At 72.4% G+C, this 21597-nt stretch carries 16 protein-coding genes; 9 read left to right on the top strand and 7 right to left on the bottom strand.

The annotated features are described in order from the left end of the window. Nucleotides 1-462: 462 nt before the first annotated feature. The 3 genes from KIH74_RS01735 to KIH74_RS37430 all read left to right on the top strand — a co-directional run bounded on the left by KIH74_RS01735 (nt 463) and on the right by KIH74_RS37430 (nt 8550). Nucleotides 463-3969 (top strand): AfsR/SARP family transcriptional regulator, encoded by a 3507-nt coding sequence (locus KIH74_RS01735; RefSeq protein WP_214153706.1) that lies wholly within the window; start codon nt 463-465, stop codon nt 3967-3969. Further along, complete coding sequence (gene ppc / locus KIH74_RS01730) at nt 3966-6884, top strand: phosphoenolpyruvate carboxylase (protein WP_214153698.1); 2919 nt, start codon at nt 3966-3968, stop codon at nt 6882-6884. Before KIH74_RS01735 ends, ppc begins: the two co-directional genes overlap by 4 nt. A 112-nt stretch (nt 6885-6996) precedes the next feature. Further along, nucleotides 6997-8550, top strand: coding sequence for a GAF domain-containing protein (locus KIH74_RS37430; RefSeq protein ID WP_214153697.1), 1554 nt, complete (start codon nt 6997-6999; stop codon nt 8548-8550). Here KIH74_RS37430 and egtD read toward each other — a convergent pair. From egtD to KIH74_RS01705, 4 genes are read right to left on the bottom strand one after another with little or no spacing between them, the layout of a single operon-like run. Continuing rightward, nucleotides 8536-9510 carry an L-histidine N(alpha)-methyltransferase gene (egtD, locus tag KIH74_RS01720; RefSeq protein WP_214153695.1) on the bottom strand — a complete coding sequence of 325 codons (975 nt, stop codon included), beginning with the start codon at nt 9508-9510 and terminating at the stop codon, nt 8536-8538. The genes KIH74_RS37430 and egtD overlap by 15 nt on opposite strands. Beyond that, on the bottom strand, nt 9507-10259 hold the full coding sequence (gene egtC / locus KIH74_RS01715) for an ergothioneine biosynthesis protein EgtC (RefSeq protein ID WP_214153693.1): 753 nt from the start codon (nt 10257-10259) through the stop codon (nt 9507-9509). The genes egtD and egtC overlap by 4 nt, the downstream gene beginning before the upstream one ends. Beyond that, on the bottom strand, nt 10252-11595 hold the full coding sequence (gene egtB / locus KIH74_RS01710) for an ergothioneine biosynthesis protein EgtB (protein WP_214153692.1): 1344 nt from the start codon (nt 11593-11595) through the stop codon (nt 10252-10254). The genes egtC and egtB overlap by 8 nt, the downstream gene beginning before the upstream one ends. After that, nucleotides 11589-12839: a glutamate-cysteine ligase family protein gene (locus KIH74_RS01705; protein WP_214153691.1), complete on the bottom strand. Its 1251-nt coding sequence runs from the start codon at nt 12837-12839 to the stop codon at nt 11589-11591. Before KIH74_RS01705 ends, egtB begins: the two co-directional genes overlap by 7 nt. A gap of 151 nt (nt 12840-12990) precedes the next feature. On the opposite strand from KIH74_RS01705, the gene KIH74_RS01700 reads away from it, so the two are divergent. The 5 genes from KIH74_RS01700 (at nt 12991) to KIH74_RS01680 (ending at nt 16459) form a co-directional block, all read left to right on the top strand. Continuing rightward, nucleotides 12991-13590: a sulfite oxidase-like oxidoreductase gene (locus KIH74_RS01700; protein WP_214153690.1), complete on the top strand. Its 600-nt coding sequence runs from the start codon at nt 12991-12993 to the stop codon at nt 13588-13590. A gap of 43 nt (nt 13591-13633) precedes the next feature. Next, nucleotides 13634-14392 (top strand): ferredoxin reductase, encoded by a 759-nt coding sequence (locus KIH74_RS01695; protein WP_281417622.1) that lies wholly within the window; start codon nt 13634-13636, stop codon nt 14390-14392. Between the two features lie 140 nt (nt 14393-14532). Next, the gene (locus KIH74_RS01690) at nt 14533-15150 is read left to right on the top strand and encodes a TasA family protein (protein WP_214153688.1); all 618 of its coding nucleotides are present in this window, start codon (nt 14533-14535) and stop codon (nt 15148-15150) included. A 65-nt stretch (nt 15151-15215) separates the two neighbouring features. Beyond that, nucleotides 15216-15971 carry a signal peptidase I gene (locus KIH74_RS01685; protein WP_214153687.1) on the top strand — a complete coding sequence of 252 codons (756 nt, stop codon included), beginning with the start codon at nt 15216-15218 and terminating at the stop codon, nt 15969-15971. After that, nucleotides 15968-16459 carry a hypothetical protein gene (locus tag KIH74_RS01680; RefSeq protein WP_214153686.1) on the top strand — a complete coding sequence of 164 codons (492 nt, stop codon included), beginning with the start codon at nt 15968-15970 and terminating at the stop codon, nt 16457-16459. The genes KIH74_RS01685 and KIH74_RS01680 overlap by 4 nt, the downstream gene beginning before the upstream one ends. Nucleotides 16460-16696: 237 nt before the next feature. Here KIH74_RS01680 and KIH74_RS01675 read toward each other — a convergent pair whose 3' ends face one another. From KIH74_RS01675 to KIH74_RS01665, 3 genes are all read right to left on the bottom strand, one after another. Next, a complete protein-coding gene (locus tag KIH74_RS01675; protein WP_214153684.1) occupies nt 16697-17647 on the bottom strand; it encodes a response regulator transcription factor in 951 nt (316 codons plus the stop codon). Nucleotides 17648-17775: 128 nt separating this feature from the next. Continuing rightward, on the bottom strand, nt 17776-18198 hold the full coding sequence (locus tag KIH74_RS01670) for a hypothetical protein (protein ID WP_214153682.1): 423 nt from the start codon (nt 18196-18198) through the stop codon (nt 17776-17778). Further along, entirely contained in the window at nt 18195-20504 is a 2310-nt protein-coding gene (locus KIH74_RS01665; protein ID WP_214153681.1) for a hypothetical protein, read from the bottom strand. Before KIH74_RS01665 ends, KIH74_RS01670 begins: the two co-directional genes overlap by 4 nt. Before the next feature lie 417 nt (nt 20505-20921). Here KIH74_RS01665 and KIH74_RS01660 point away from each other — a divergent pair, with 417 nt between their 5' ends. Beyond that, on the top strand, nt 20922-21548 hold the full coding sequence (locus KIH74_RS01660; protein ID WP_214153679.1) for an RNA polymerase sigma factor: 627 nt from the start codon (nt 20922-20924) through the stop codon (nt 21546-21548). The last annotated feature ends 49 nt before the right edge of the window (nt 21549-21597 follow it).

The following is a 21597-nucleotide window of genomic DNA, read 5'->3' as shown; positions in this document are numbered from 1 at the left end:
CAGTGATTTCCGTCAAAGATCGCGGGGCAGCCCACCGCAGCCGGCCCGTACCGCAGGGCGATTCACCAAGTGGCGCAGCGCTACTCCGCCGCAGGATGCAGTCCGAGTGCACCACGAGAAATAGGTCACTCGAAAACTGTGTAACGCAGCAGGAACCGGCGCCCGGGCACGGATTGCCCAAAGTCTTTACCCAGCCCGGCGGAAGGCTTTGCATGACCACCGATACCGGACGCCCGTCGTCGTCCCACGTCCGGGCCGACACGCCGACGCGCCGACGGAACTGCCCGTCCGTGCTGACACGACGGTGAATCTCCCCCGAATCCCCGTATGACATCGGTACGTTTGCGTTCGATGACACTCCGTCAGGACGATCCCTCCCGTCTTGCGATTCGGCTCCTCGGCCCGCTGGACGTCACCGCCGACGGAACATCTGTCACTCTCGGTGGTCGTCAGTCACGGGCCGTGTTTCTTCTGCTGGCCCTCTCGACCCGCGGCGCCGTCAGCACCGAGCGCCTCATCGACCAGCTGTGGGACGACGACCCGCCGGGCGGCGCCGTCAACACCATGCAGGTCTACGTGTCTCGCCTGCGGCGCAGCCTGGCCGGGGCGACCGGGCGTTCCGGCGACCGGGCGGTGCTGCGCAGCACCCCGCAGGGCTACCTGCTCGACGTGCCCGACGGGGCGATCGACCTGCACCGTTTCGAGCAGGCCACGGCCGTCGGCCGAACCGCACTGGCCGCGGGTGACCCCGGGGCCGCGGCCCGGGAGCTGAGGGCGGCGCTCGGCCTCTGGCGCGGCCCGGCGCTCACCGATCTGACCAGCGCCGTCGGCGAGGTGCACCGGGTGCGGCTGGAGGAGCTGCGGCTGTCCGCCCTGGCCGACCGGCTGGACGCCGACGCGGCTCTCGGGCTCGACGCGGCGATCGTGCCCGAGCTCCAGGAACTGGTGCGCCGCCACCCCCTGGACGAACGGTTCACCGGGCAGCTGATGCTGGCCCTGTACCGGTCGGGGCGTCAGGCCGACGCACTGGCCGCGTACGCCGTGGCGCAGCGGCGCCTCGGTGAGGAGCTGGGGGTGGACCCGTCGCCGGAGCTCCAGGCCCGGCACGCCGAGGTGCTGCGGCACGCCACGTCGCTGAGGCCGGGTGGCCGGACGATCCCAGGTGACCGGGCGAACGTGGGTGACCGGGCGGCGAGCGCACGGGCTACGGCGGGCGAAGGTGCCGTGCCGGGTGGCGGGCCGTCGCTGCCGGGTTCCGGGGCGACGCTGCCGGGTTCCGGGCCGTCGCTGCCGGGTGCCGGGGCGACGCTGCCGGGTGCCGGGGCGACGGGATTCGGGGTGCCGGGACCCGGGCTGATGGGTTCTGGGGTGATCGGACTCGGGCTGCCGGGTGCTGGGGCGATGGGTTCCGGGGTGATGGGTTCCGGGCTGGTCGGCCGGGACGCGCAAGTGCGGACGGCCTGGGAATTGCTGGTGGGAGGGCCGGGAGGCTCAGCCGCTGGTTCCGACGCCACCACCACCAGCGTCCCCACCACCAGCGTCCCCACAACCGACGTCCCCACCCGGCTGGTGACCCTGACCGGCCCCGGAGGGGCCGGGAAGACGCGGCTCGCCGCCGAGATCGCCGCGGTGGTCGCCCCCGCCCTGAACCCACCGCACCGGGTGGTGCGCATCGGCCTGGACCGGCCGCCCGGCGGGCCGGTCGAGGCCGGCGCCGAGGAACTGCTCGTCGCCGAGGAACTGCTCGTCGCCGTCTGCCGGGCCCTGGGCCGGATGTCCGCCTGGGCCTCGCAACCGCTGCCGGAGACCGTCGCGGCCCTACTGGGGGAGCAGCCCACGCTGCTGGTCGTGGACGAGATCGACCAGGGAACGGCGGGGGTGCTGACCGAACTGCTCGGACAGGCCGGAACGCTCGTGGTGCTGGCCACCTCCCGCGCCCCGCTGCACCTGCCCGGGGAGCACCTGCTGCCGATACCGCCCCTGGCCCCGGCCGACGCGGTGCGGCTGTACCGCGAGCGGGCCGCGGCGGTCCTGCCCGGGTTCGAGGTGACCAGCGTCAACGTCCGTGAGGTGGAGGCGGTCTGCGCCCGGCTGGACGGCCTGCCGCTGGCGGTCGAGCTGGCCGCGGCCCGGGTGCGCAGCGCACCGCCGGAGGAGATGCTGCACCATCTGCGCGCCGACCCCCCGGAACGACAACCCGGCCTACGGGCCCTGCTGACGCCCGGCGTGGCCGGGCTGCCCGGCGCCGAGGCCCGGCTGCTGGCCGAGCTGTCTGTGTTCGCCGGTGGCTGGACGCCCGAGGCGATGCGGGCGGTCTGCGAGCCGGGCGGCGGCCGGTCACCGGACCACGGCGATCGGCTGGCCCGTCTGGCCGGTCTGGGCCTGGTGGTCGACGCCGGCCCCGGGCGGTCCGGGCTGGCGGGCCCGGTGCGCGAGTACGCGTGGGAGCTGCTGTGCACCCACCCGCCGGAACAGCGGCGCACCGTGCTGGACCGCCACGCCCGCCACTACGCCGCCCTGGCCGCGCACCACGCCGCCGTGAACAGCCATCCCATTGAGCAGACCGGCTACGACACCGGGGCGCCGTCCGGCCACCACGTCGTCCCGTCCCACCGCCCCACCGGTGAGCAGCCCGACGCCGGACCGGTCACGTACCCGCCCGCAGAACTGGAGGCCGAGTCCGCCAACCTGGACGCGGCCCTCGCCCATGCCGCCTCGGCGCGGGACGGCCTGCTGCTGACGGACCTGGTGCTGAACCTGCTCGGGCACTGGTTCCGCACCGGCCGGTTGCGGCAGGCGGACCACTGGCTGGAGACCGCTCAGCAGGCCGCCCCCTCCGAGCGCGAACGCGCCCGGCTACTACTGACCGCCGGCAACCTGGCCCTGGTGAACGCCGACCTGGGCCGCACCGGGCCGGCCCTGACCGGCGCCCACCAGGCCGCCCGCGGAGCCGTCCAGCCGGCCACCCGCAGGACCGCCCGCCCGGCCATCCACCCAACCGCACATCCCATCGCCCACCAGGCCGGCGACATCAGCCGGACCGGCGAGCTGACCGCCCAGGTGCTGGCCGCCCGCTCGGTCGCCGCCCGCTACAGCGGCCATCTCGCGCAGGCCCTGGCCCTGGTCGAGCAGGCGCTGCTGACCGCCCGGCAGGCCGGGGCCTGGGCGATGGTGGTGCGGCTCGGCAACGAGCGCGGCGAACTGCTCGACGAGACCGGGCACCCGGCCGCGGCGGAGTCCCTGTTCGAGTCGTTCCGGGCCTGGTCGCAGGTGGAGCAGGCACCGGGCAACCTGGCCGTGGCACTGGTGAACCTGGCCACGGTGGCGGCCGGGCAGGACGATCCGGTGCGGGCCACCGACCTGCTGGCCGAGGCGGCGGCCGCCGCCGGGGCCGGGCGGTCCCTGCCGCTGCGCGCCGACGTGCTGGCCGGGACCGGTCTGGTGCAGCTGCGGCTGGGCTGCCCGGACGCGGCCGGGGCGGCGCTGCGGGCCGCGCTGCCCCTGATGCACCAGGCCGGTCAGCTGATCACCCTGCCCGACACGGTCAGCCTGCTCGGCGCGGTGGCCCTGGCCGAGGGCGACCGGCGCGGGGCGGTGCGCCTGCTGGCCACCGGCCGGGCCTGGCGGGCGGCCCGGGGGCTGGCGGTGGTCGGGCGGCTGACCCGCGAGGTGCTTCACCAGGCCGGTGCCGAGCTGGACCGCACCGGCCCGGGCGAGCACGACGCCGCGGACGAGGCCGCCGGGTCCAGGGTGCCGTTCGGGCTGCTGTCCGAGCTCGCCCCGCCCGTCTCCTGGGGCCGGGGATGGCTCTCCCCGGCGTCCCGGGGGGCTCTTCCGCAACCCCGTTTTGTCCCACATTCCGGACTGCCTGTTCAGATCCCGGACCACGGAGCACACCCCCTGTTGTCCGTCCCAGGCCGAATCACTCTGTCTGACAGCCAGGAGCTTGCGGCAGACTCAGCCCCATGAGCGACGACTCCTCCCTGTCCGAGGGCCTGTCCGAGGTGTCCGAGGGCTTGTCCGGGCACGGTCCGGCGGCCTCCGGCGCACCGGTGAGCCCGAGCGTGTCCGACGTCCAGCAGCTGGTGGATGCCGACCGCCGGGAGCCGGACGTCGGGCAGTTCGCCGGCGGCGTGGCCTCCGACGAGCAGCACACCGCGCTGCGCGCCTCGGTCCGGCAGCTGTCCACCCTGCTCGGTGAGGCGCTGACCCGGCACGAGGGGCCCGAACTGCTGAGCCTGGTCGAGCGGGTGCGCCAGCTGGCGCGGCAGCCCGACGACGGCGAACTGCACGCCCTGCTGTCCGGTCTGGACGACCCGACGGCGATCGTGCTGGCCCGGGCCTTCACCGGCTACTTCCAGCTGGCCAACATCACCGAGCAGCTGCACCGCTGGCAGGAGCTCACGGCCCGGCCGGCCGGCCCACTGCACGCCACCGTGGAGAAGATCGGTGCCGCGATCGGCAGCGGCGAGATCGACAAGGCGCAGGTCGAGGAGATCCTCGGCCGGGTCGAGCTGCGGCCGGTGTTCACCGCCCACCCGACCGAGGCCACCCGGCGCTCGGTGCTCGACCTGCTGCGCAAGATCGCCGACCTGATCCAGGTGCAGGAAGACCCGCGCAGCCGCGAGGTCGACACGGCCCGGGCGCACCGGCGGCTGGCCGAGCTGGTCGACCTGCTCTGGCAGACCGACGAGATCCGGGTGGAGCGGCCGAAGCCGACCGACGAGGCCCGCACCGCGATCTACTACCTCCAGACGCTGACCGCGCAGGTGGTGCCCGACCTGCTCGACGAGCTCGACCGCGAGCTGGCCTCGATCGGCATCGAGATGCCGGTGAACGCCCGGCCGCTGCGCTTCGGCACCTGGGCCGGCGGCGACCGCGACGGCAACCCGAACGTCACCCCCGAGGTGACCCTGGACGTCCTCGGGCTCCAGCACGACTTCGGCCTGCGTGAACTGATCTCGGCCGTGGACGAGCTGATTCTCGACCTCTCGTCGTCCACCCGGGTGGTCGACGTCAGCGACGAGCTCCAGGCCACCCTGGAGGCCGACCGGCAGGCCCTGCCCGGCGCCTACGCGGCCTTCATCGGGCTCAACGCCGAGGAGCCCTACCGGCTCAAGCTCAGCTACATCCGGGTGCGCCTGGCCCGCACCCGCGACCGGCTGGAGCACGGCACCCCGCACGAGCCGGGCCGCGACTACCTGGGCATCTCCGAGGCCATCGACGAACTCCGGCTGATCCGCTCGTCGCTGCTGGCCAACGAGGGCGCGCTGATCGCGGACGGTCCGGTGCTGCGGCTGCTGCGCACCGCCGTGGCGGTCGGGATGGGCCTGGCCACGCTCGACATCCGCGAGCACGCCGGGCGCCACCACGCCACGCTGGCAGTGCTTTTCGACCGGCTCGACGAGCTCGAGGTGCCCTACACCGAGCTGGAGCGCGGCGCGCGCATCGAGGTGCTGTCGAAGGAGCTCGCCCATCGTCGTCCATTGATCGGAGCGGGGATCGACACCCTGCCCGAACCCGCCGGGCGCGTGCTGGAGCTGTTCCGCACGATCCGCACGGCGCTGGAGCGGTTCGGGCCGGACGCGATCGAGAGCTACATCGTGTCGATGGCGCAGGACATCGACGACATCCTGGCCGTGGTGGTGCTGGCCCGGGAGGCGGGGCTGGTCGACACCGGCAGCCCGCAGGCACCGGCCTGGGCCCGCATCGGTTTCGTGCCGCTGTTCGAGACGGTGACGGAGCTGGAGGCGGCCGGCCCGCTGATGGACGCGCTGCTGTCCGATCCGTCGTACCGTCGTGTGGTCACGGCCCGCGGCGACGTGCAAGAGATCATGCTCGGCTACTCGGACAGTTCCAAGGACGCCGGTATCGCCGCCTCACAGTGGCAGATCCACCGGGCCCAGCGGGCGCTGCGTGACATCGCCGCGAACCACGGCGTGGTGCTGCGGCTGTTCCACGGACGCGGCGGCTCGACCGGTCGCGGCGGCGGCCCGACCGGCGAGGCGATCCTGTCGCAGCCGTACGGCAGCCTGAACGGGCCGATCAAGATCACCGAGCAGGGCGAGGTGATCTCGGACAAGTACACGCTGCCCCAGCTGGGCCGCGAGAACATCGAGCAGGCCCTCGCCGCGGTGCTGGAAGCCTCTGTGCTGCACCGTAGTTCGCGCCTGCCGGCAGACGTGCTGGACGGCTGGAACAGCACCATGGACCTGGTGGCCGGCTCGGCCCAGGAGGCCTACCGGGCGCTGGTGCGTGACCCGCAGCTGGTGCCGTTCTTCGTCTCCGCCACGCCGGTGGACGAGCTGGGCAAGCTGAACATCGGATCCCGGCCCTCGCGCCGGCCCGGTGGCGCGGGCGGCCTGGACGACCTGCGGGCGATCCCGTGGGTGTTCGGCTGGACCCAGTCCCGGATGAACCTGCCCGGCTGGTTCGGCGTGGGCAGCGGTCTGGCCGCCGCCCGCGAGGCGGGGCGCGGCGACACCCTGGTTCAGATGTACGGCTCCTGGCACTTCTTCCGCACCTTCCTGTCGAACGTGCAGATGACGCTGTCCAAGACCGACATGCAGATCGCCGCCCGCTACGTGCGCACGCTGGTGGGTGACGACGACGCGGCCAAGCTGTTCGACGTGATCCAGGCCGAGCACGAGCGCACCGTGCAGGAGGTGCTGCGGGTGACCGGGCGCGACCAGCTGCTGGCCGCCTCACCGGTACTGCGCCGCACCCTGGAGCTGCGGGACAACTACCTGGCCCCGCTGCACGCCCTCCAGATCTCCCTGCTGGCGCGCTCCCGGCAGGCCGACGAGAACCCGGACCCGGATCTCCAGCGCGCCCTGCTGCTGACGATCAACGGGATCGCGGCCGGCCTGCGCAACACCGGCTGAGCCGATCCGGCCGGAACGTCTCAAGCCCCCGGATCCGACGGCCGATCCAGGACCTCAGGTGTGAAGCGTGCGCGCGCTACCTGGGGTCCTGGAACCGGGAGAAGTGAGATCCGTGGTGTTTGGCAGGAAACGTTCGTCCGGCGGGCCGGCCACGACACCGGCGAACGCGCCTCGCGACGTCGAGACGTTCGCTGAGGTGATCCGGGCCCTGGAGTCGGTGACCAGCGAGGAGAGTGCCTACCGGATCTCGGTGGACGCGTTCGTGCGGGCCAGCGGGGTGGACTACGGAGCCGCCTGGCTGCCTGAGGGCGGCGAGCTGACGATGATCCATCAGACCGGGCGCATCGTCGACGGAATGGCAAGCGCATTCCCAGGCAAACGCAACGCCATGGACGCCAGCCTGGTCGGTCGGGCTTTCCGCACCGGTGAGCCACTTTTCATCGACGACCTCGCTCAGACCACCGGTTCGGTACGGGCCCAGGCCGCGCAACGGCTGGGCATGGTCTCCGGCATGTTCTACCCGGTGCAGAACAACGGCCAGGTGCGCGGCGTGCTGGAGTACTTCTCGGACGAGCCGATTGCCGACAACCCCGGCCGCCGGGAGAAGATCGTCGAGATCGCCAAGCTCTCCGACATGGCCGTGTACCGGGCGATCGCGCAGGCTCAGCTCCAGGAGATCGCCGACGACCGGCTGGCGGTGACCGAGGTGGTGAGCAAGCTGAACGCGGCCGCCGACGAGGCTGCCTGCACCCGGCTGGCCCTGGAGACCGTGCGCGACTCGTTCGGCTGGGCCTACGGCTCGTACTGGAGCATCCGCGAGGGCGAGGACGTGCTCCGCTTCGAGCTGGAGTCCGGCTCGGCCGGTGAGGAGTTCCGGCAGGTCACACTGGCGGCGAGTTTCGCCGAGGGAGTGGGTCTCTCGGGCCGGGCCTGGCGATCGCGGGACCTGGTGTTCGTGGCCAACCTGGCCGACCTGACCGACTGCGTGCGGGCCCCCGCGGCAGGCCGGGCCGGGGTGAAGTCGGGCATCTGCTTCCCGGTCATCATCGGCGGCCGGGTGGTGGGAACGATGGACTTCTTCACCACCGAGACCATCACCCTGTCCGAGTCCCGGATGGGCGCCCTGCGCAACGTGCAGCAGCTGGTCTGCCAGCGGCTGGAGTCGATCCGCCGGGGCGAGACCGAACAGGCCGGTGCCCGGGCACTTCTCGACACCGTGGAGCAGCTGCGCGCGGCCACCGGCGACGCCAGCCGGGTGGCCGGCGAGGCGGTGGCCCGGTCCGGCGACATGACCGGCGAGGTGGACAACCTGGGGGCGGCGTCGGCGGCGATCGGCGACGTCATCAAGATCATCTCCAGCATCGCCGACCAGACCAACCTGCTGGCCCTCAACGCCACCATCGAGGCCGCCCGCGCCGGTGACGCGGGCAAGGGCTTCGCCGTGGTCGCCGACGAGGTCAAGCAGCTCGCCCAGGAGACGGCGAGGGCCACCGGCCAGGTGTCCGACCAGATCGCGGCGATCCAGGAGAACGCCCGGTCGGTGGCCACCGGCATCCAGAACACCAGTGAGATCATCGGCCAGATGGACTCGGTACAGGTGCGGATCCAGGAGATCCTGGAGGTGCAGGCCGAGATGGCCCGCCAGCTGGACTCACATTACGTCTGACGGCCGCCAGAGCGAGAGCGAGAACCGGCCGTCCGGATCGGTCCACCAGCCACCGGCACCGAAACCGGCTGCACCGAGCTCCTTCTCGAGCCGTTCCCGGGTGAACTTGGCGGAGATCTCGGTGCGCATCTCCTCCCCGGCGGCGAACCGCACGGTCAGGTCGAGGTCGGCGAACCGCACGATGACGTCGCGCAGCGCCCGCAGCCGCATCTCGATCCAGGCCCGATCGCCGTCCCAGACCGCGTGGTGCTCGAACGCGGACGGGTCGAAATCGGCTCCCAGCCGGTGGTTCAGCACCTGGAGCAGGTTCAGGTTGAACGCCGCCGTCACCCCGGCCGAGTCGTCGTAGGCACGCACCAGCACGTCCGGCGACTTCACCAGGTCGGCACCGAGCAGGAAGCTGTCACCCGGATTCAGCCCGTCCCGTACCGATCGCAGAAACACCTGCCGCTGTTCGGGTTTCAGGTTCCCGATGGTTCCGCCGAGGAAGGCCACCAGCCTCGGCCCGTCGGCCGGGCGCCGCAGCACCTCGGTCAGATGCTCCTCGAAGTCCGCCCGCACCAGGTCGATCCGCAGATCCGGATAGGTGGCGGCGAGGCCGTCACCGGCCTGGCGCAGCGCGTCCTCGCTCACGTCGAGCGCGGTGTAGCCGCCGGAGGCGATCTCGTCGAGCAGCAGCCGGGTCTTCTCCGACGAGCCCGACCCCAGCTCCACCAGGTGACCGGCCCCCGAGCTGCGCACGATCACGGCGGCGTCGGCCTCCAGGATCGCCCGTTCGCTGCGGGTCGGGTAGTACTCCGGCAGTCGGGTGATGTCCTCGAACAGGGCACTCCCGGTCTTGTCGTAGAACCATTTCGGCGGAAGCCATTTCGGCTCGGCAGTGAGCCCGGTCAGGACGTCGTGCCGCAGGGCCGGGCCGGAGTGGTCCGCGGGCAGCAGGTCGGTGAAGCGATAACTCATGGGATCCTTTCCCCGGTCAGGTCTTCCACGACGACCTCGCCGTCCTCCACCGTGATCAGCCGGCCGTCGGGCACGTCGTGCCAGTCGCCGGCGTCGTCGTACGCCTCCGAGGCCACCACCACACCGGCCTCCAGCCGGCGGTAGCACAGGCTGGCCCCGGCGGTCGTGCCGGCGATCCGGGAACCGTCGGTCAGCAGCAGGTTCACCCGCCCGCCGGTGACCTCCACGGCCCGCGAGGCCACCGCCCGCAGCGCCTCACCGGGGGTGAGCCCGGCGTCCAGCCGGTCGAGCGTCAGCGCCCACAGCGCGGCCGCGTCGGTCGGCGCATCGATCCGCAGAAGCCTCGCCGGGTCGATGTCTTTCACCAGTTCGGCGCCGGATTCCGGCCAGCCCGGCAGCGCGCCGTTGTGGCTGAACAGCCAGTGTCCGGACCGGAACGGCGCCGCGGCCCCGCGGCCCGACACCATGCCCTCGGTGCCGGAGCGGACGGCCGCCAGCAGCCCGGTGGTGCGCACGGTGCGGGCCAGGTCGGCGAATGTCTCGTCGCCCCAGACCGGGCCGTCGCCACGGTGCCGGGCCGGTTCCGGGTCGCCCGGGGAGTACCAGCCCAGCCCGAACCCGTCCACGTTCATGATCCCGTGGGTCTGCCGGCGCGGCGCCCAGGCCTGCCGGGTGAGGGCGTGCGGCGGGTCGCTGACCAGCTCGCCCACCCGGATCGGCGCACCCACGTACGCCAGGTGCCTACACATGCTCGTCCGCCCGGGGCGAGCGGGCGCAGCGGAAGCCGCTGAAGATCTGCCGCCGGATCGGGTAGTCCCAGTTGCGGAAGGTGGAGCGCACGGCCGAGGGGTCGGACCCGAACGAGCCGCCGCGCAGCACCCGGTGCTCGGTCCCGAAGAACACCTCGGAGTACTCCCGGTACGGCCAGGCCCGGAATCCCGGGTAGCCGCCGAACGTGCTCGACGTCCACTCCCAGACGTCGCCGATCAGCTGGTGCACGCCCAGCGCCGAGCGGCCGGCCGGATAGGCCCCCACCCCGGCCGGTTCCAGGTGCCGCTGGCCGAGATTGGCGTGCTCGGCGCTGGGTTCGTCGTCACCCCAGGGGTAGCGCCGGGTGCGGCCGGAGGCCGGGTCGAAGCGGGCCGCCTTCTCCCACTCCGCCTCGGTCGGCAGTCGCCGTCCGGCCCAGCGGGCGTAGGCGTCGGCCTCGTACCAGCACACGTGCACCACCGGCTGGTCCGGGCGGAGCGGTTCGTCGCGGCCGAAGACCCTTCTGCTCCAGGTGCTTCCGTGGCGCTGCCAGAACTGCGGCGCGGTCAGGCCGGCCCGCTGCCGGTGCAGCCAGCCCTCCGGGTGCCACCAGCGCGGGTCGTCGTAGCCGCCGTCCTCGATGAACCGCAGGTACTCGCCGTTGGTCACCGGAGTGGTGTCGATGAAGAACGAGGGGACGTCGACGGCGTGCGCCGGCCTCTCGTTGTCCAGGGCCCAGGGCTCGATGTCGGTGCCCATGGTGAAGGGCCCGCCCGGCACCAGCACCTCGGCCGGGCCGACGTCGGAGCCGGCCGGGGCCGAGGGCGCGTTCAGCAGCGCCTCCCCCGCCCGCAGCTGATGGGTGGCCAGCATGGTCTCGTCGTGCTGCTGCTCGTGCTGCACGATCATGCCGAAGGCGAAGCCCTTCTCGAGCAGCGGACGGCCGTGCAGCGGAATCCGCTCCAGCACGTCGAGCACCTTGCCGCGCACGTCGTCCACGTACCGCCGGGACGGCACGGGCTCCAGCAGCGGCAGCTTGGGCCGGTCCTTGCGGGCGTTCTGGAAGGCGTCGTAGAGCATGTCGACGGTCTCGGGCAGCAGCGGGTCGCGGCCGGCCACGTCACGCAGCAGCCACAGCTCCTCCTGGTTGCCGATGTGCGCCAGGTCCCAGACCAGCGGCGACATCAGCGGCGAGTGCTGGTGCGTGAGCTCGGTGTCGTCCACCGCGGTGAGCAGCTTCGTGCGGTCCCGGGCGCGGATCAGGTCGGCGGCGAGCCGGTCGCGGACCTGCTCGTCGTGGAGTTCGGTGATGTTGTGGTTCTGTCTGGTCAGCACGGCGGCACCTCCGGGAGGGTCGGGGCAAGATCGAGGTATTCGGCGGTCAGCCGGGCCAGTTCGCCCTGGCCGTCCCGGTCCAGGGCCCGGGCGGCGATCTCCAGCACGGTGCGCGCGGCGCGGCGCACGCCGTCGTCGTGCAGACCGGCGCGGGCGGCGAGTTCCCAGGCGTCGCGCACCGGTTCGCAGGCCTCCAGCGCGGCGTCACCGGCGGCGTCGTCGGTCGCCAGCGCGGTGATCACGGCGGCGGGCACCCGCCACCACGGGCCGGGCTGGGCGTCGATGTAGCGCACCTCGAAGTGGCCGCGGGCCCGCACCGGCGGGAACAGCGTGGTCATGTGGAACTTCAGGTCTTCCAGGGTGGGCGGTGCGGTGTCGGGCACCGCCCGGGTGCCCTGGCGCAGCCACTGCCGGAAGGTGAGCCCGGCGGGAGCCGTCCACGGGCGGCCGGTGCGGCGCACGGCCAGCAGCGGGGCGTCGAGAACCCAGCGGGCGTAGGCCTCCTGAAGCGTTTCACCGGAAGCCGGGACGACGGCGTGACAGCGCGCCGGATCGAGCACCCGCCAGATTCCCTGCCGCAGTAGCCGATACCCGCTCAGACGTGGATCATCCGGACGATGCGCCGAGGGCCGGCCGAAGGCGGCCGCTGTGGCCGGGCCGATGGCGTGCAGCAGTTCCCAGCGCCGCAGCAGGTCACCCGGGCCGGCGCCGGTGCGGGCGGCCTCCAGGTTGACCTGCACGGAGGCGCTGCCGCGCATCATCACCCGGCCGGCACTGCCGGTGCGGTCGAAATACTTCTCCATGGCGGCATACCGGGGCTCGTGGAGAAAGCGCGGGGGGAGCGGGAGCGAGTCGATCCCGGCGCCGGTCAGACGGGCGCCATGGTGTGCGGTGATGCGGTTCAGAACGGCGAGATCTGTTTCCACGTCGGCGATCGCGCCGCGAAGATCATCGGCCGGGAGGGAGCTGAGCTCGACCTGCCCACCGGGCTCGACGGTGAAATTCGAGCGGAGGTGCTGCTTACGGAGATCGTCGTGCAGGAGCTGGAGCTTGTCGGGGGCCAGATGCTCCGGTGGATCCTGGTCGCGGTGCACCAGGAACTCCAGCTCGATGCCCACCTGGCGAGGTGGGCCGTGTTTGAAACAGGTTCGGGGAATCCAGCCTTCGGCATCGGACTCGGTGACGGGGCCGCCGTTGTCGGCCGATGTCACCGGTCCCTCCTGGGTGAGGTCTTCGATCGACACGCCGACCATAGTGCGCACCGCCCGAACGATCGCGCTACCCGGAATCCCGGAGCAAATCCCACAGACGTCATCGGGAATGCCGCTACCTGCAACGATGCTGAGCTATCAGGATAAATTTGGCAGACCCCAAGCCGTCATGAGAGGACACGACATGGCACGCACCGGCTTCGGACGAGGCCAGCTGCGCGACCCGCGGCTGCCCCCCGGGCAGTACGACACCGGCAGCAGCTGGCCCGTTCTGACCGCCGAGGTCAGCCCGAAACTGACCGCCGACACCTGGAGCTTCCGGGTCGACGGCCTGGTCGAGCGGGCCCGCACCTGGGACTGGCAGGCCGCGCACCGGCTGGAGCCGTCCACCTGGGAAGGCGACATCCACTGCGTCACCAGCTGGTCCAAGCTCGGCACCGGCTTCACCGGCGTCAGTCTGGACACCTTCCTGGCCGAGACCGGGGTGCTGCCGACGGCCACCCACGTGGTCGCCTGGAGCCACACCGGCTACACCACCAACCTGCCGCTGGCCGAGGTCACCGGCGGCCGGGCCTGGGTGGTCTGGGAGCACGAGGGCAAGCCGCTGCCGCACGAGCACGGCGGCCCGGCCCGGCTGCTGGTGCCCAACCTGTATTTCTGGAAGAGCGCCAAGTGGATCGGCGGCCTGCGGCTGCTCGACCACGACGAGCCCGGTTTCTGGGAGCAGCGCGGTTACCACGAACTCGGCGACCCGTGGCTGGAGCAGAGGTACTCGGGTGACTGACGCCGAGCTCCCCGCGCTGCCGTCCCTCGACGCCCTGCCGCCGCTGCCGACGCTCGGGCCGGTCACCCGTCAGGTGCCGCCCGGCGGTGCCCGCAGGCGGTGGAGGCCGGCCGTGGTCACCGGGGTGCACGACGAAACCTCCTCGGCGAGAACCTTTCGCCTCAGAATCCGAACCATGGACGACGAGGGGCCGGCCGGCCGCCACCTGCCCGGTCAGCACTTCGACGTCCGGCTCACCGCCCCCGACGGTTCCACCGCCCAGCGCTCCTACAGCATCGCCTCGGCGCCCTCGCCCGACGGCGAGGTCGAGCTCACCGTGGAGAGGATCGAGGACGGCGAGGTGTCGCCCTACCTGCACGAGGAGATCGGGGTGGGTGACACGGTGGAGCTGCGCGGTCCGTTCGGCGGCTGGTTCGTCTGGCGGGGTGACACCCCGGCCCTGCTGCTCGGCGGCGGGTCCGGCGTGGTGCCGCTGATGGCGATGCGGCGGTACTGGGCGCAGACCGGCCGCACCGTGCCGTTGCGGCTGCTGGTCTCGGTGCGACGTCCGGAGGATCTCTACTACGACGGCGAGTACGGCCCGGAGACCACGGTGATCCACACCCGGCAGACCCCGGCCGGCGATCCCCGCCCGGCCGGGCGGCTCACCGCGGCGGACCTGGAGCCGTTGCTGGCCGGTCTGCCCGGTCCGGTGGCCTACGTCTGCGGGTCGGCCGGGTTCTCCGAGCACGCCTCGCAGTTGCTGGTCTCTCTCGGCCTGCCCGCCGGAAACATCCGGATCGAGCGGTTCGGGCCGGGCTGAGCGTCGTCCTCAAGCTCGTCTTGAAAGTTCCTTGCGGAAACCTTGTCGGCGGTGGGGTTCTGACCTGAACCTCGCCGCCGACTCGTTGGGGGTGGCACCGAACGCCACCCCGCCCCCGCCAAGCAAGGAGAGCACGGCAGATGAAGCTCGGACTGACCACGATGACCGGCAAGCTCGTCGCCTCCGTCGCCGTTCTCGGCTCTGCTGCCGCCGTGGCCGGTCTGGGCACCTTCGGTACCTTCACCGCCACCACCTCAGCCAGCACCAGCGTCGCCACCGGCACGGTGAACATCGCCCTCGGCACCGCCGGCAGCGCGGCGAACCGGCTGACCCTGGGCGCCACCGGCCTGGTTCCCGGCGACACCATGCAGCGCGCCGTCGACCTGACCAACACCGGCGACCAGGCCCTGGCCTCGCTGACCCTGGTCACCACCGCGACGACCAGCAGCGTGCTGAACACCGACACCACGAACGGCCTCCAGCTCAAGGTGGACTCCTGCCCCACGGCCTGGGTCGAGGCGGGCACCTCCCCGGCGTTCACCTACACCTGCGCCAGCCCGACCACCCTGGTCAACAACGTGCCGGTGATCCAGGCCGGCGCGGCCCTGACCGGCCTGAACGCCCTGACCGCCAACGGTGTGGACCACCTGCGCGTCACGCTGACGCTGCCGACCTCGGCGGACAACACGTTCCAGAACAAGACCAGTGCCCTGACCTTCACCTTCAACGGCACCCAGCGGGCGGCCACGAGCAAGTAATCTCCGCCCCCTCCCGAGCCGACAGTAAGGACTGACAGCAGATTCGCCCGGGGAGGTCGCCGATCATGGCCGTGGTAACCACCGCGCCCAACGGCGATCTCCCCTGCGCGACGCCGCAAGACGTCACCTTCGACGAAATCGTGAGCGGAACCGGCCGGGCGGCCGAGATCGGGCTGGGCACCGCAGTGGCGCCCTCGATCACCCTCGTCCCACGCCGCAAGCTCACCGCCCCCCGCGAACGCACCCTGATCGCCCAGATTCTTTACCATCTGGGCAATCTCGTGAGCACGCTGGCCTTCGCCCTGTTCCTGTTCCTCGCCGTCGGGCCGCACCTGTTCCCCTACCAGACCATGACGATGCTGACCGGGAGCATGGCGCCGACCATCGAGCCGGGCGACGTCGCCGTGGACAGCCGGGTCTCGGTGTACGACCTGCGGCCCGGCGACATCATCACCTACCACATCCCGGTCGAGGACAACCGCATCGTCAGCCACCGGATCGTCTCCGTGACGCCCGAGCCGGACGGCAGCGTGACGGTGCAGACCAAGGGTGACGCGAATCCCGGGAACGACCCCTGGGTGGCCAATTTCGCCGGCGGAACCGCCTGGCGGGTGGACACCGTGATTCCGAAGATCGGCCAGGGCATTCGCTTTCTGCGGCAGCCGGGTGTGGCCGAGGTGGCCCGCTTCGCCGCCCCCGCCCTGCTGGTGGCGATCACCCTGCCGGCGATCTGGCGGCCGACCCGCCGCCGGCGCACGGACCCGGATCCGCACGACGTCCAGTACCGAAACAGCCCTTTCGCCCCCGGAAGCAGGAAATGACGGCCCCACTGCGGCGACTCAGACGTCATCCCGTCCTGATCGTCCTGGCCACCGCGATCTTCGTGCTGCTGGCGCCGTTCCAGGCCCAGGCCGCCTTCCAGGTGAGCACGGCAGCGGCCACCACCGTGAGCAGCGGCACCCTGGCCCCGGCCAGCTCGCCGACCACCACCCCGAACTGCGGATCGATCCTCGGGTCCCAGGCCTACATCGTGGTCGGCTGGACTGCCACGTCGTCCACGAACATCGACTTCAAGCCCAGCCCGGCCGGCGCCTACACCCTCGGCTACTCGATCACGCCCGTCCTCAACGGAAACGCCCAGACGCCGGTCACGGTCAGCGGGCGCACCACCGTGTCGGCCCAGATCGCGGTGACGAGAAATACGCTGTTCACGACGAACTCGTACGTCTTCCGGGTGCAGGCGACCTACGGCAGCTGGACCAGCTCGACGGTGACGACCAGCCCGGCCGTCTCCTGCCCCGTCCTGTGACCGTCCGGCGGGCAGGGGGACCGTCGTCAGAAATTCACACCACCCTGGGCCTGATGATGGTGTCAAAATCGAGGACGCCCTCCGCCGCCTCCCGGGGGCGGCCGGGGCACGGGTTGCGAATGCCGGGTCACGAATTCCGGGTTACGGCCGCCTGGCCTCGGGCCCCCTGGTCACGGGCCGCCTGGTCACGGGCCGCCTGGTCACGGGCCGCCTGGTCACGGGCCGTGCGGCGGCCGGTCAATAGGTGGTCGGCAGACCCGCGTGGTGCCCGGCCGACTGGGCCGGGTCGACGGGCGCCATCCGGTACCCGATGCCGCGCACGGTCTTGATGATCGGGACGCCGGCCCCGGCCACGTCGGCGAGTTTGCGGCGCAGGTTGCCGATGTGCACCTCGACCACGTGGTGGTCCGACCACTGCCCGCCCCAGACGATGTTGAGCAGGGTCTCCCGGCGCCAGACCCGGCGCGGATTGCCGCTCATCGTGGCCAGCAGGTCGAATTCGATCTTGGTGAGCGGGAGTTCGGTGCCGGCGTAGGCGGCGATCCGGCCCTCCACGTCGATGGTGAGCTGGCCGTGCCGCAGCATGCCCGGGTCCTCGTGCACGTCGTCGGGACCCCAGGGCGGGGCGTCCGGCACCGTGGCACCACCCGGGTTGGCGTAGGCGTGCCGTCCCTCGGAGCGGCGGCGCCCGGCCTGGAGGCCCGTGATCGACCCGGTGACCGACTGCGGCGCGGGCCCGTTCAGGTAGCTGCGGCCACCGGTCTCGGCACTCTGGCCCTCGGTCCCACCGCTGTTCGGGGGCGCGGCCGGCTCGGCCCGGGCCACCCGGCGCGGGCGGCGGAACATCGCGGCCACCCGGGCCTGCACCTCACGCGGGCTGAACGGCTTGGTCACGTAGTCGTCGGCGCCGGTGGCCAGGCCGACCAGCCGGTCGGCCTCGTCCGAGCTGGCCGTGATCATGATGATGTAGGCGTCGGTCAGCTCGCGGATCCGCCGGCACACCTCCACGCCGTCGAACCCGGGCAGCACCAGATCGAGGGTGATCAGGTCCGGATTGTGCTCACGCACCAGCGAAACCGCGTCGTGCCCCGTCGTCGCCTCGAACACGGTGAACCCGGTGGACTCCAGAGCTGCGCGCAGAATCATCCGGGTCTCCGGGTCGTCGTCCACGATGACGGTGGTTCTCACCCCCTCGACCATGCGCACAACTTCGCCGGGGTCACGGCCCGGGTGTAGCCGCCGCACGCCCTACCGCCCGATCGGCCCCCTGCCGGTGACGCACGGTGGCCGGCCGGGCGGTCCGCCGGACGGGACGGTCAGCTGGAGAAGAACGAGCTGCGCAGCATGGCCCGCAGCCGCAGCAGTTCCTCGGCCGGGGTGTTGGGCGACATCGGCAGCGGGTCGGGCATCCAGTCGATCAGCAGCACGTGCCCGGCCTCGTGCGGCAGCGGCACCCGACTGACCGTGCAGATCCAGGCGATCACGTCGGCCGCGGTCTGAGCCGTGCCGCAGCTGATCCCGATCGCCTCGCCGCTGCGGTGGAAGGCCAGCACGCACCCCCGGTTGGCCCCGGGCTGGTGCAGGCCGGGCAGGTGCAGGTAGGAGCCGAGCACGTCGGCCACCTGCCCCTGCGCCCGCACCTGCACGGCGTCCGGCCAGACGTGCGGGGCCAGGTCGGCCAGCAGCGCCGGGTCGAACCGGAAGCGGCCTCCGTTGACCGCGAGCATCACTTCGATCACGACGCCACCACCACGATCCCGGGGATGGCCAGACGGTCCATCCGGGCCTGCACCGACTCGGCCACCCGCTCGTCGCTGACCACCACCTCGACCGCCCGGAACGGGTTGCCCGGGTAGTTCACCACCGTGGTCAGCTCGATCAGCCGGCGGTCGAGCTCCAGGTCGGCCCGGTGCCGCACGGCGTCGGGCAGCACCGACGGCAGGCTCGACGACACCTGCCAGGACGAGCCCCCGGAGAACCAGAAGGCGATCACGCACAGGCCGTAGCGCAGCGAGCGCTCGGTGGTGCCGGACGACCAGATCTCCGGCCGGTTCGACACCATCAGCTCGAACTTGCCGCACTGCGCGGTGCGCCAGACCTCGCTGCGGCCGTCCGGTTCCGGCTCGTACCGGTCCAGACCGTTGAGGTGCGTGGCGAATTCCCGTTCGGCGTCCAGGCTGAGCGGTGAGAGCAACCGGCCGTCGGCCAGTTTCAGGGCGGGGAGTTCCTCGTCCGGCCGACGCCGGTGGACGACGGGGAGCAGGTCCGGCTCGCCGTCGTCGTCCGCCGAGGCGGTTCCGGCCCGCAGTTGCCGGCGGCGCCGCTCGATGAACGACGGCGGATCGGCCCGGAAGTCACCGATGGCCGCGCGGATCGCCGTGCCGGAGGGCCGGGTCTCGGCCCGGCTCGGCAGCATGCCGGCGATCAGGCAGGCCAGGTCGACGAGCGCGCCGGAGACGCTGGTGGAGCGCAGGTACTCACCGATCGACTGACGGCCCTGCGGCACCGGGCGGCGGATCAGGAAGGTGTCGCGCATGCCGAGCGCCGACCAGTCGGCCCCGCCGAGCAGCAGTGCGGTGACGGCCAGCAGGGCCACGATCCACACCACGCCGTCGAAACCGGCCAGGTCGAGCTCGATCCACTCACCGGCGGCGTCGATCGTGCGGGCCGGCCAGGTGGCGCCGGGCAGGGCCACGGCCTGCGGAGTGAGCGTGGCCGTCCGCGCCGCCCAGTAGGGGCCGAGCCCGGCGGCCGCGGCCAGCAGCACCAGGATGCCGACGGCGGCCGGCACCCGGTTGCGCCAGCGCGAGCCCCGGCTGACCGGGTCGGCGGCCAGCTCGATCGCCTCGGCCCGGATCCAGCGCACCATCACCCCGGCGGCCCGGCCCCGGCCGATCGCGGTCCAGCGGGCGGCACCGGATCCCGGGCCGCTGCGCCGCACGGCGGCGAACACCACGCCCAGATCGCGACCGGCGAAGGCGAACACCGAGCAGGCGGTGGCAACCAGCCAGACCACGGCCGAGACGCTGCGGGACGAGCTGGTGCCGGCCCAGCGGGTGGCCCGTCCGGCCCAGGCGTCCGCGGCCCGCACCGGGTGGAACGGGTGCGGAACCGGGTCGGGCTCCAGCTCGGCGGCGTTGCGCAGCCGGTTGGCGTCGACCATCAGGGCGAGCAGCAGCAGCGCGACCAGCACCCCGGCCAGGACGGCGCCGCCTGCGGTGATCGTGGCGCCCAGACCGAGCAGCCAGGGTTCGCCGGCGTCAGCGCCGGGCACCAGCCGGTCCAGGTTGCCGGCGGTGTGCGCGCTGACGGCCAGCCACCACAGCACCACCGGCAGCAGCACCGCCAGCGCCAGCCAGAGCAGGCGGCCGGGCAGCGAGAGCGCCGACTTGTTGGCGTGCCGCCGGGCGGCCACGGCGAAGCCGAACCCGGCCCCGATCACCCCGGTGAGCACCTGCTGCCCGACCAGGCCGGCCTGTGCCCCGGCGAACGGGCTGAACGAGAAGCCGGGCGCGGTGTCCGGGTCGAGCAGGGCATAGGTGAGCTGGAACCCGATGCCGACCACCACGCCGGCGAGCAGCCAGTCGGCGAACGAGAAGCGCCGGGCCCGGGCCGGGATCAGCAACGGCATCAGCAGCAGGGGCACCAGCAGCAGCGACTGCTGCACCACCGCGGCCAGCACGGAGGCCTGCGCCACCACGGACGGCGACGGGTCGGTGAACTCACCCAGAGCCCAGCCGGCCATCCCGGTCAGCACCGCCCAGGGCAGCGAGAACAGCAGCAGGAGCACCACGAACGACCACGACACGGTCTTGGTGCGGGCGGCGACGAACCAGAGCAGCACCAGGTAGGCGGCGGCCGTCAGGGAGACGAGTCCCGGGCGGACGCCGGAGGTCAGGGCGAGTGCCAGCAGCACCGGCAGCGCGATCCAGCCGGCCAGGGCGCGGACCACGCCGACCCGGCCGATCCGGCCACGACGTGCCGGGATGTTCGGCCGTCCGGGCAGGCTCCGCTGCCCTCGCCGTCCCCGCTGCCCCTCCGTCACCGGCTCGGCCCGGCGGCCGTGCGCCGATCTGCGGGGTCTGGAGGGTCGCGACGGGCGTGCGTCAGTAGTGACCGGGGTGGCCGGTGCTCCGGCGAGAACCCCGGGTGGACGGCGCATGGTGCCCATGGCGCGTTAACGCTCCTCATCCGAACGACCCATCGGTTCCCCGCCGGGATCACCCGGCGGAGGCACGATTCTGGCGTATCGGTCGGTCCCGTGGCCATCGCGTCACGGAGAGCATTCACGGAAGTACTCCCCTGGCTGTCTCCGGGGGTCTCCCCCAGGGCCGGGAGCGGCGGCCCCGGGGTCCTCCCCCAGGACGGACGCGTCAACCCTGGGGTCGGACCCTGATCCGGTGTGGCGCGGATCTCCCTAACGTTTTCAGTGTTCTTCCACAGACTCCCGGAGGCACCCGCCATGACCGTTCTCGTGATCGATGAGACCGCCCGGCCCCGGCTGCACCAGGTGGCCGACCCGGACCGGCCGGTCGCCGACCTGGTCCTGGCCGCCCGCCGCGGTGACCGGCTCGCCTACGAACAACTGGTGGAGCGTCACCAGCGCCAGGTCTGGGCCGCCGTGCGCGGCTTCCGGCTGAGCGAGGCGGACGCCGGTGACGCCGTGCAGATGACCTGGCTGCGGCTGGTCGAGAACCTGCACCGGCTGAACGACCCGGAGCGGGTGGGGGCCTGGCTGACCACCACCGCCAAGCGCGAGTGCCTGCGCCTGATCCGCCGCCGCGGCCGCGAGGTCGGCACCTCGGACGAGTTCTTCGCCGCCGTGCCGGACGAGGCCAACCCGACCCCGGAGAAGCAGGTCACCGACGACGCGATGACCGAGGTGCTGTGGAACTTCGTGGACGAGCTGCCGACCCGCGGGGCGCACCTGCTGCGCGCGGTGACCGGCTCGGACCGCCCGGCCTACGCCGAGATCTCGAAGCAGACCGGCATGGCCATCGGCAGCATCGGCCCGACCCGCGGCCGCTACCTGAGCCGGCTGCGCAAGCGGATGGAGGAGTCCGGTCTCGACGCGCACGCCTGGCGGTGAGCGCGCGGAACCGGGGGCGCGCGGGATGTTCTGGAGGGGATGAACCGCG

The organism is Kineosporia corallincola (genome assembly GCF_018499875.1).
GTDB lineage: Bacteria > Actinomycetota > Actinomycetes > Actinomycetales > Kineosporiaceae > Kineosporia > Kineosporia corallincola.
Note: the sequence above shows the minus strand (reverse complement) of the source record. Positions and strands in the feature narration are given on the sequence as shown.

What these genes read in the sequence shown, in the direction of transcription:
- ppc (WP_214153698.1), top strand. Translation starts at nt 3,966, where the DNA reads ATGAGCGACGACTCCTCCCTGTCCGAGGGCCTGTCCGAGGTGTCCGAG.
- egtD (WP_214153695.1), bottom strand. Translation starts at nt 9,510, where the DNA reads ATGAGTTATCGCTTCACCGACCTGCTGCCCGCGGACCACTCCGGCCCG.
- egtC (WP_214153693.1), bottom strand. Translation starts at nt 10,259, where the DNA reads ATGTGTAGGCACCTGGCGTACGTGGGTGCGCCGATCCGGGTGGGCGAG.
- KIH74_RS01700 (WP_214153690.1), top strand. Translation starts at nt 12,991, where the DNA reads ATGGCACGCACCGGCTTCGGACGAGGCCAGCTGCGCGACCCGCGGCTG.
- KIH74_RS01690 (WP_214153688.1), top strand. Translation starts at nt 14,533, where the DNA reads ATGAAGCTCGGACTGACCACGATGACCGGCAAGCTCGTCGCCTCCGTC.
- KIH74_RS01685 (WP_214153687.1), top strand. Translation starts at nt 15,216, where the DNA reads ATGGCCGTGGTAACCACCGCGCCCAACGGCGATCTCCCCTGCGCGACG.
- KIH74_RS01680 (WP_214153686.1), top strand. Translation starts at nt 15,968, where the DNA reads ATGACGGCCCCACTGCGGCGACTCAGACGTCATCCCGTCCTGATCGTC.
- KIH74_RS01660 (WP_214153679.1), top strand. Translation starts at nt 20,922, where the DNA reads ATGACCGTTCTCGTGATCGATGAGACCGCCCGGCCCCGGCTGCACCAG.